Origin of the sequence: Mesorhizobium sp. M2A.F.Ca.ET.067.02.1.1 (assembly GCF_004023285.1) — a bacterium.
GTDB lineage: Bacteria > Pseudomonadota > Alphaproteobacteria > Rhizobiales > Rhizobiaceae > Mesorhizobium.
The window spans coordinates 1-7,546 of sequence record NZ_RZSB01000253.1; the positions used below are offsets into that span (position 1 = coordinate 1).

The 7,546-nt window shown below is 63.5% G+C and carries 7 protein-coding genes; 4 read left to right on the top strand and 3 right to left on the bottom strand.

Annotation, left to right across the window (positions count from 1 at the left end; all coding sequences use genetic code 11):
• Window position 1 precedes the first annotated feature (1 nt).
• Window positions 2-1,870, top strand: a complete 1,869-nt coding sequence (locus tag EOA28_RS18090; protein ID WP_245501549.1) for a von Willebrand factor type A domain-containing protein — start codon at window positions 2-4, stop codon at window positions 1,868-1,870.
• A 222-nt stretch (window positions 1,871-2,092) separates the two neighbouring features.
• On the top strand, window positions 2,093-2,365 hold the full coding sequence (locus EOA28_RS18095; RefSeq protein ID WP_245463328.1) for a hypothetical protein: 273 nt from the start codon (window positions 2,093-2,095) through the stop codon (window positions 2,363-2,365).
• Between the two features lie 9 nt (window positions 2,366-2,374).
• Here EOA28_RS18095 and bmt read toward each other — a convergent pair whose 3' ends face one another.
• Both bmt and EOA28_RS18105 read right to left on the bottom strand, forming a co-directional pair.
• Window positions 2,375-3,391: a betaine--homocysteine S-methyltransferase gene (gene bmt / locus EOA28_RS18100; RefSeq protein ID WP_126082185.1), complete on the bottom strand. Its 1,017-nt coding sequence runs from the start codon at window positions 3,389-3,391 to the stop codon at window positions 2,375-2,377.
• Between the two features lie 164 nt (window positions 3,392-3,555).
• Entirely contained in the window at window positions 3,556-4,413 is an 858-nt protein-coding gene (locus EOA28_RS18105) for a helix-turn-helix transcriptional regulator (protein ID WP_127251195.1), read from the bottom strand.
• Window positions 4,414-4,662: 249 nt separating this feature from the next.
• On the opposite strand from EOA28_RS18105, the gene EOA28_RS18110 reads away from it, so the two are divergent.
• Window positions 4,663-5,664 (top strand): fatty acid desaturase, encoded by a 1,002-nt coding sequence (locus tag EOA28_RS18110; protein ID WP_127251194.1) that lies wholly within the window; start codon window positions 4,663-4,665, stop codon window positions 5,662-5,664.
• A gap of 77 nt (window positions 5,665-5,741) precedes the next feature.
• Entirely contained in the window at window positions 5,742-6,581 is an 840-nt protein-coding gene (locus tag EOA28_RS18115; protein ID WP_127251193.1) for a PhnD/SsuA/transferrin family substrate-binding protein, read from the top strand.
• Here the strand turns inward: EOA28_RS18115 and EOA28_RS18120 are convergent.
• On the bottom strand, window positions 6,549-7,546 hold a 998-nt coding region (locus tag EOA28_RS18120; protein ID WP_148670750.1), incomplete at its 5' end, for a Xaa-Pro peptidase family protein. The two genes, EOA28_RS18115 and EOA28_RS18120, sit on opposite strands and share 33 nt — an antisense overlap.

A 7,546-nucleotide genomic window follows, 5' to 3' on the forward strand; every position in this document is an offset into this window, starting at 1 on the left:
GGTGGCCGACAAGCCGGTAGCGCAGAAGCCCGCGCCGATGCAACCGGCGATCAACGAGCCGCTGCCGGCTGCGCCGGCGAAGGAGAAGAAGACCGGCGCGGACGCGGAGACCCGGACCAATTCACAAATGGTGCCGGCAACGCCGCCCAAGCCGGCGACCGAGGTCGACAACCTGCTCAAGCAGGAGGCAACGCCCGAAGCCGAGCCCGCCCTGCAACCCGCGCCAGCCGAGAGTGGCCAACTCGCAACCGGCGGTAAGGACGGGGTCGGGGTAATTGCGGGCTATTCCCCCAAGCGGAGCGCCGACGAGTTGGAGCGAGCCGACAAGGCGCCGGCAGGGGTAGCGGCGGCGATCCCGGCGTCTCCTCCGGCAATGGCCGATTCCAAGCTGATGGTGCAGCCCGCGCCCATGCCGGCTGACCAGATGCAGCCGCAGGAGGAAAACCGCGACCGCATCGAGACTTTCAAGACCAATCCGGTGCATGAAACGGCGCAGGACCCGGTCTCGACCTTCTCGATCGATGTCGACACGGCTTCCTATTCCTTCGTGCGGCGCTCCCTGAAGGAAGGCAGCCTGCCTGATCCGGACACCGTCCGGGTCGAGGAAATGATCAATTACTTCCCCTACGACTGGAAGGGTCCGGATTCGGCCGCGACGCCGTTCAACTCGACAGTCACCGTCATGCCGACGCCGTGGAACGAGCACACCAAGCTCATGCATGTCGCGATCAAGGGTTTCGACGTGAAGCCGGCCGAGCAGCCCAAGGCCAACCTCGTCTTCCTGATCGATGTGTCGGGCTCGATGGACGAGCCGGACAAGCTGCCGCTGCTCAAATCCGCCTTTCGCCTGCTGGTCAGCAAGCTCAAGCCCGACGACACCGTCTCGATCGTCACCTATGCCGGCAATGCCGGCACGGTGCTGATGCCGACCAAGGCGGCGGAAAAGCAGAAAATCCTTGCGGCCATCGATAATCTCGAGCCCGGCGGATCGACGGCCGGTGAGGAAGGCATCCGCGAAGCCTACAAGCTTGCGCAGCAATCCTTCGTCAAGGACGGCGTCAACCGCGTGATGCTCGCCACCGACGGCGACTTCAATGTCGGCCAGACCGATGACGACGATCTCAAGCAAACGATCGAGAAGGAGCGCAAGACCGGCGTCTTCCTCTCGGTGTTCGGTTTCGGGCGCGGCAATCTCAACGACCAGATGATGCAGACCATTGCCCAGAACGGCAACGGCACGGCCGCCTATATCGACACTTTGGCCGAAGCCGAGAAGGTGCTGGTCGAGGATGCCTCCTCGACGCTGTTCACCATCGCCAAGGACGTCAAGATCCAGGTCGAGTTCAATCCGGCCAAGGTCTCCGAATACCGTCTCATCGGTTATGAGACCCGAGCCCTCAACCGCGAGGATTTCAACAATGACCGCGTCGATGCCGGCGATATCGGTTCGGGCCATTCGGTGACGGCGGTCTATGAAATCACGCCGAAAGGGAGCGGCGGCGAGCAGGTCGATCCGCTGCGCTACGGCCAGGCCAAGGTCGACAATGGCGGCGTCGCCAATGCCGACGAATATGCCTTCGTCAAGATCCGCTACAAGCTGCCGAGCGAGAATGTCTCGAAGCTGATCACCACGCCGGTGACCGCCGCCAATGAGGTCTCGTCCTTCGACTCGGCCGGCGCCGACCAGCGCTTCTCGGTGGCCGTCGCGGCCTTCGGGCAGAAGCTGCGCGACGAGGACCAGACGGCGAATTTCGGCTATGACCGCATCGCCGAGATCGCCGACGCCGCGCGCGGCGCCGATCCGTTCGGCTACAGGGCGGAGTTCCTGTCGCTGGTGCGCCTGGCCTCATCGCTGGACGGTAGTAAATAGGGCGTTGCGAATTGAACGACGGCCGGCGGGACTAAGCGCGTCGCGGGTGCGACGCGCTTAGGTTTTTTGATGCATGTCGTTGCCCCAGAACCGCTGCACACTTCTGGGCGACATGCATTGTCCCGTCGGCCTTTTTGCAATCGTTAAATTGCGCGGCTTTTCCGGAACATCATTGCAATCAGCGTCTGTTTAGTCAGTGCTGATAGATTTGAGGGACCAGCAGTGCATATCACGACAATCGGCAATGCGAACGCGACGGCGGCCAATGCGCCGGTGCGGGGGTCGTCAGCGGCTTCGGCTGATTCGGCGCGAATTCGAAGCGATGTCGATGCCGCCCGCAACACGGCGCTTTCGGCGCTCAACAACGATCGTTTTCGCGTCATGCTGGAACAGATCAGCGATCCGGGCGCGTCGGGCGCGCTGGCGACAATGAATTCCGAGAACGTCGTCGATTTCAACACCGCGCTGTCGCGCTACGCCGAAAACAGCAAATAGACAGGCCCGTCAGGCGCGGCTGCGCCTGCGTTCGCGCCTGCCTTCGCCGCTGTCCCCGGCGCTTGCGGTCTTGTTGCGCATCGGACCGATGCGCTCGACGATCGTCGCGACGGTCGGGCGCTCGGCCTTGGTGTGGCCGTCGAGCGCCTTGCGCATGGCGGCAAGGTGGGCGAAGGAGGTGCCGCAGCAGCCGCCAACGATCTTGGCGCCGGCATCGACCGCCAGCCGCACATAATCGGACATCAACTCCGGCGTGCCTGAATAGTGAATTTCACTGCCGCGGAATTCCGGAATGCCGCAATTGCCCTTGACGATCACGGTCGCCTCCGGCTTCGCCTCGGTCATGTCGAGCAGCGAAGCGAGGATATCGGAAGCGCCGACGCCGCAATTGGCGCCGACACCGAGCGGGGCCTGCGACAGGCCGTCGGCAACGGCGTGGATGTCCTTCGGCAGCAGGCCCATCATGGTGCGGCCGGCGGTGTCGAAGGAACCAGTATAGGTATAGGGCAGGCCGACGCGGATGGCGGCTTCGGCCGCGGCGCGGATCTCGTCGGGCGCCGACATGGTCTCGACCCAGGCGACTTCGGCGCCGCCGGCCTTGAGACCCTCGATCTGCTCGGCGAAGGCATCGACGGCATCGTCATAGGTCAGGGCGCCGAGCGGCACCAGCAACTCGCCGGTCGGGCCGACGGAGCCGGCGACGATCACCTTGCGGCCGGCCTTGTCGGCGACGGAGCGGGCGATCTCAGCGGCGCGCTTGTTCAACTCGTGCACGCGATCCTGCGCATGATGCAGCTTGAGTCGATGGCGGGTGCCGCCGAAGGAGTTGGTCAGGATGATGTCGGCGCCGGCATCGACGAAATTCTGATGCAGGCTGGCAATCGTCTCGGGCGAAGTTTCATTAAGCAACTCGGGCGCTTCGCCGGCCTCGAGACCCATGGCGAACAGATTGGTGCCGGTGGCGCCGTCGGCCAGGAGCACACCCTTTTCGGCAAGCAGGGCGTCAATCGGGTTGGTCGCGGTCATAGCTTTGGCTTTCGTGTTCGAACTCAAATAACGATATAAAGAAGTCTTTATGTCCAGTCAACGCGTTTGCGGCCGAGAAGACCTTAGGCCGGATTGATCTCGACCTCGATTTCGATGCAGGCCTCACCATGGGTTGGATGGTGGCCGACCGGGCAGGCAAGCGCTCAGACCGAGCCTGACGGGAAAGACGTCGCGGCCAGCTTCTGCGCGAAGCTCGCCGCCTCATGCGCATTGATGTCGGCGGCGCGGATCAGATTGTCGAAATGGCTGGTGAGGGTGCGGATCGGCTGGGTCGCGTTCAACACCAGATACATGTCGCCGACATAGATCGCGGCGCGGTAGGGGCCGAAGATCGTGTAGGGGATCGAATAGCGCATGCGTCCGTCATAGAGGAACAGGCGGAAGGTCGGGTAGAGGTCGTCGAGGAGGGCTGCCATGTGCAGCAACTGAGCACGGCGGTCGGCTTCGGGAAAACGATCCCAGACGCCGAGGCCGCGCGCGAAGATCTCCAGCGTGTGGCGCGGCATGCAGACCTCCATGTCGGTCTCCGGCCGCCTTGTATAGTCGATGCGGTATTGCGTTTCGCCGGCCTGCGCCTCGCGGCTCTTGTTGGTGATGCCGGCCTCATATTCGATCAGCGCCTCGGTGCGCAGAAGGTCAGGGATGCCTGCCGGCACGTAGCGGATTTTCGTGCCTGCCGCCTCGGCGTGCCACTTGGCGAGCAGCGTGCGGTCAAAACCGTCCGGCGCCTCCTCGATCTCCAGGCTCTCTCTAATTTCGCCGGTGACCCCCTCGTCCTGGGAGAGGCCCAGCAGCCAGTCGAGCGACACTTTGAACTCGGCCGCTACGTTGAGAAGCGTCTCGGCACGGGGCAGGCGGGTCGAGGCGCCTGACAGGAGCTGCGACAATGCCGAGCGGTCGATGCCGACCGCGGCCGCGAAGGCCGACTGGTTGAGGTCGGATCGTGTCAAGAGCATTTTCAACCGCTCCCGGAAGAGAGTCGACAGATCGCGCTTGTCCATCACGCTGCTCCTGCTTCGGAGAGGAAAAATTTGCGCCCGGAGCGTCTTGAACGTGGCTCAGGCGGAAATGAATCCCCATGTTTGTTTACAATGTATAACATATGCGGCTGAAAATGCGCACTCGCAACAGTTTGTGCGCTTTGTCGCGTTGCGGCAACGATAGGCTCCTGACACAATGCTGTCAGGAATCGAGTTGGTTCCGGCGACTGGAAGGCAGTGGTCGATAGCATGGCAAGCACGAATACCGGCATGAACAAGAGACGCAGCAACGCACCGGCAATCGAATGGCCGACAGTCTGTCTCATTCTCTTCTGCTACGGTGCGTGGTTCGCAATAGGCTTCCTGCTGTGGCCATCTTATCCGCTTTTGGCGCTTGCCATCCTGCCCTTTATCCTGGCTCTGCAATCCTCGCTGATGCATGAGGTGTCGCACGGCCATCCGACCCGCAACGCCAGGATCAATGAAGCCTTCGTCTTTTTGCCGATCGGCATGGTCTGGCCGTTCCGCCGCTTCAAGACCATCCACCTTCGTCATCACGCGGACGAGCGGCTGACCGATCCGCTCGACGATCCGGAGAGCTATTACCAGGCGCTCTGGATGCACGAGGAACTGCCGCCGACAATGAAGCTTCTGCTCAAGATCAACAACACGATGGTCGGCCGCTTCATTCTCGGACCGTTGCTGTCCTCGGTCGGCTTCTTCATCGACGACGCCAAGCAGATCCTTGCCGGCGACAAGGTGATCCGCAAGGCTTGGCTGCTGCATGCCATCGGTCTCGCGGTTGCGGTGCCGATCGTCACGTTTGGCTTCGGCATTCCGCTCTGGCTCTATATCCTGGTGCCGGTGTGGTTCGGCCAATCGCTGATCTCGATCCGCACCTATGCGGAGCACCAGTGGTCGGAGCATCCGGAGGGGCGCACGGTGATCGTCGAGCGTTCGCCGCTCTCCTTCCTGTTCCTGAACAACAATCTGCATTTCATTCATCACAAGAGCCCGACCATTGCCTGGTATAGGTTGCCAAAGTTGTTTCGCGAGCGCCGCGAAGAGTGGCTGCGGATGAACAACGGTTATGCCTATCCGAACTATTTCGCGATGCTCAAGGCCCACGCTTTCAAGGCCAAGGAGCCGGTCGTCCATCCGGTGTTGCGGCGCACGCCGGAGCTGGGCCGCGCCTTCAAGCCGCGCGTCAGGGCACGCAATGTGAGCGGGCTTGGCACGGCGCCGGTTCCAGCCGAGCCGCCGAAAGAGTAATTTCGACTTTCCGCGCCCGCTTTTTTCGTGGCGGAACGCAGGCGCCGAAGGTCGCCTGTCCTTGAAAGCTGTTCGACATGAGCAAGTTCGTTGCGGCCCTGCCGATGTATGACTGGCCCGAAGCGCGGGGCGAGGTCGATGAGCAATGGGCGCGGCTGCGTGACGCCTTCCGGCAAAGGGGCATCGACGCGCCGGAAACGATCGTGCGCCGCAATGGTAATCTGCCGCCGGTGCCCGGGGGGATCCTCGACGCCGCCGGTGAGGTGATCGCGCCGGACCCGGCGACGCTGCTCCCGGACGAGTTCGATTTCCACCAGCTCTGGCTGAGCCCGGCGCTTCTGTTCGGGCAAACCTGCTGGGGGCCGATGGAACTCGGCCTTGCCCGGCATGTGCAGGTGATCGCGCAGCCGAACTACGATGCGTGCGAGGGCGGCCAGGGCGAACTTTATTCCAGCGCGCTGGTGATGGCCGCGGATGGCGGTTCGTCGGTTGCCTCGCCGCAGGACGGCAAGGCCGTCATCCCGCTCGATCTTCTGCGCGGCAAGCGCTTCATCTTCAACAATCCCGATTCGATGTCCGGGCTGATCGCGCTGACGCGCGACCTGGAGGCGATGGGCGAAAGCCTGGATATCTTCGCCTCGCGCGGCGAGAGCGGCGGCCACCGGTCGTCGATCGTCGCCATCGCCGAGGGCAGGGCCGATATCGCGGCGATCGACTGCGAAAGCTGGGCGCTGGCGCAGCGCTTCGAGCCGGCCGCGCGGGGCGTCAAAGTGGTCGGCTGGACAGCGCGGCGCAAGGGCCTGCCCTATATCACGGCGAGGACCGCCCCGGCCTCGCTCGTTGCCGCTATGCGCGAGGGCGTCGCGGCGGTCGAAGGCGGCGCGTCAGAGCAGCCGCTCGTCCAGCTTGTAGGCTGACAGTTTCGCGTTGCCGGTCTCGTTGATCAGGATCTGTTCCTCGATCTTGACGCCTTCGCGCCCGCCAAGCCTGCCGATATAACTTTCGACGCAAAGCACCATGCCGGGCTCAAGCACGCCGTCCGGCGTGTCGGCGGTCCAGTCGCCGGAGTGCGGCAGCGTCGGATATTCGTCCGCCAGGCCGACGCCGTGGTAAAGCACGCCGTAGCGCGTGGGGTAGCAATCGTCCGGCGGCACCGCCGAGCGCTCGACGAGATCGCGGAAGGAGATGCCCGGCCGCAGCAGATCCGTGTTGTGGGCGATCTGATCGGCGGCGATGCGGAACAGATCCCGCTGCTCGTTCGACGGCGGCCTGTCGCCGCAGAGCCAGGTGCGCGAGAGATCGGCGCAGAAGCCATAGGGACCGATCAGGTCGGTGTCGAAGGCGACGAGGTCGCCATTCTTGACGACGCGCGAGGAGCATTCCTGGAACCAGGGATTGGTGCGAGGGCCGGACGACAAAAGCCGCGTCTCGATCCACTCGCCGCCGCGCGCGATGTTGCCGCGATGCAGTTCCGCCCACAATTCGTTCTCGGAAATACCAGGCTTCAATGCTGCTTCCATCTCGCCCATCGCCGCCTCGCAGGCGACGATCGAGCGCCGCATGGCGAGGATCTCGTCCGGCGATTTGATAAGGCGCGCATTCTCCATCACCGCCTCGCCGTTGCCGACGGAAATGCCGCGGCGGGCGAGTTCCTCGACGCCTTCGGGATTGATGTGGTCGACGGCGATGCGGCGATTGCCGCCACCATGCTCGGCAACGAGTTCGGCGATGCCGCCGCCCCAGCGGCGGACCTTCTCGTCGGTCAACTCGCCGCTGTAGAGATACATCCACGATACCGCCGGCCGCACCTCGTCGACGACGCCCGAATGGTCCGACAGGTGCTCGCAGGAGAAATAGTCGAACAGCACCACCGGGCCTTCGG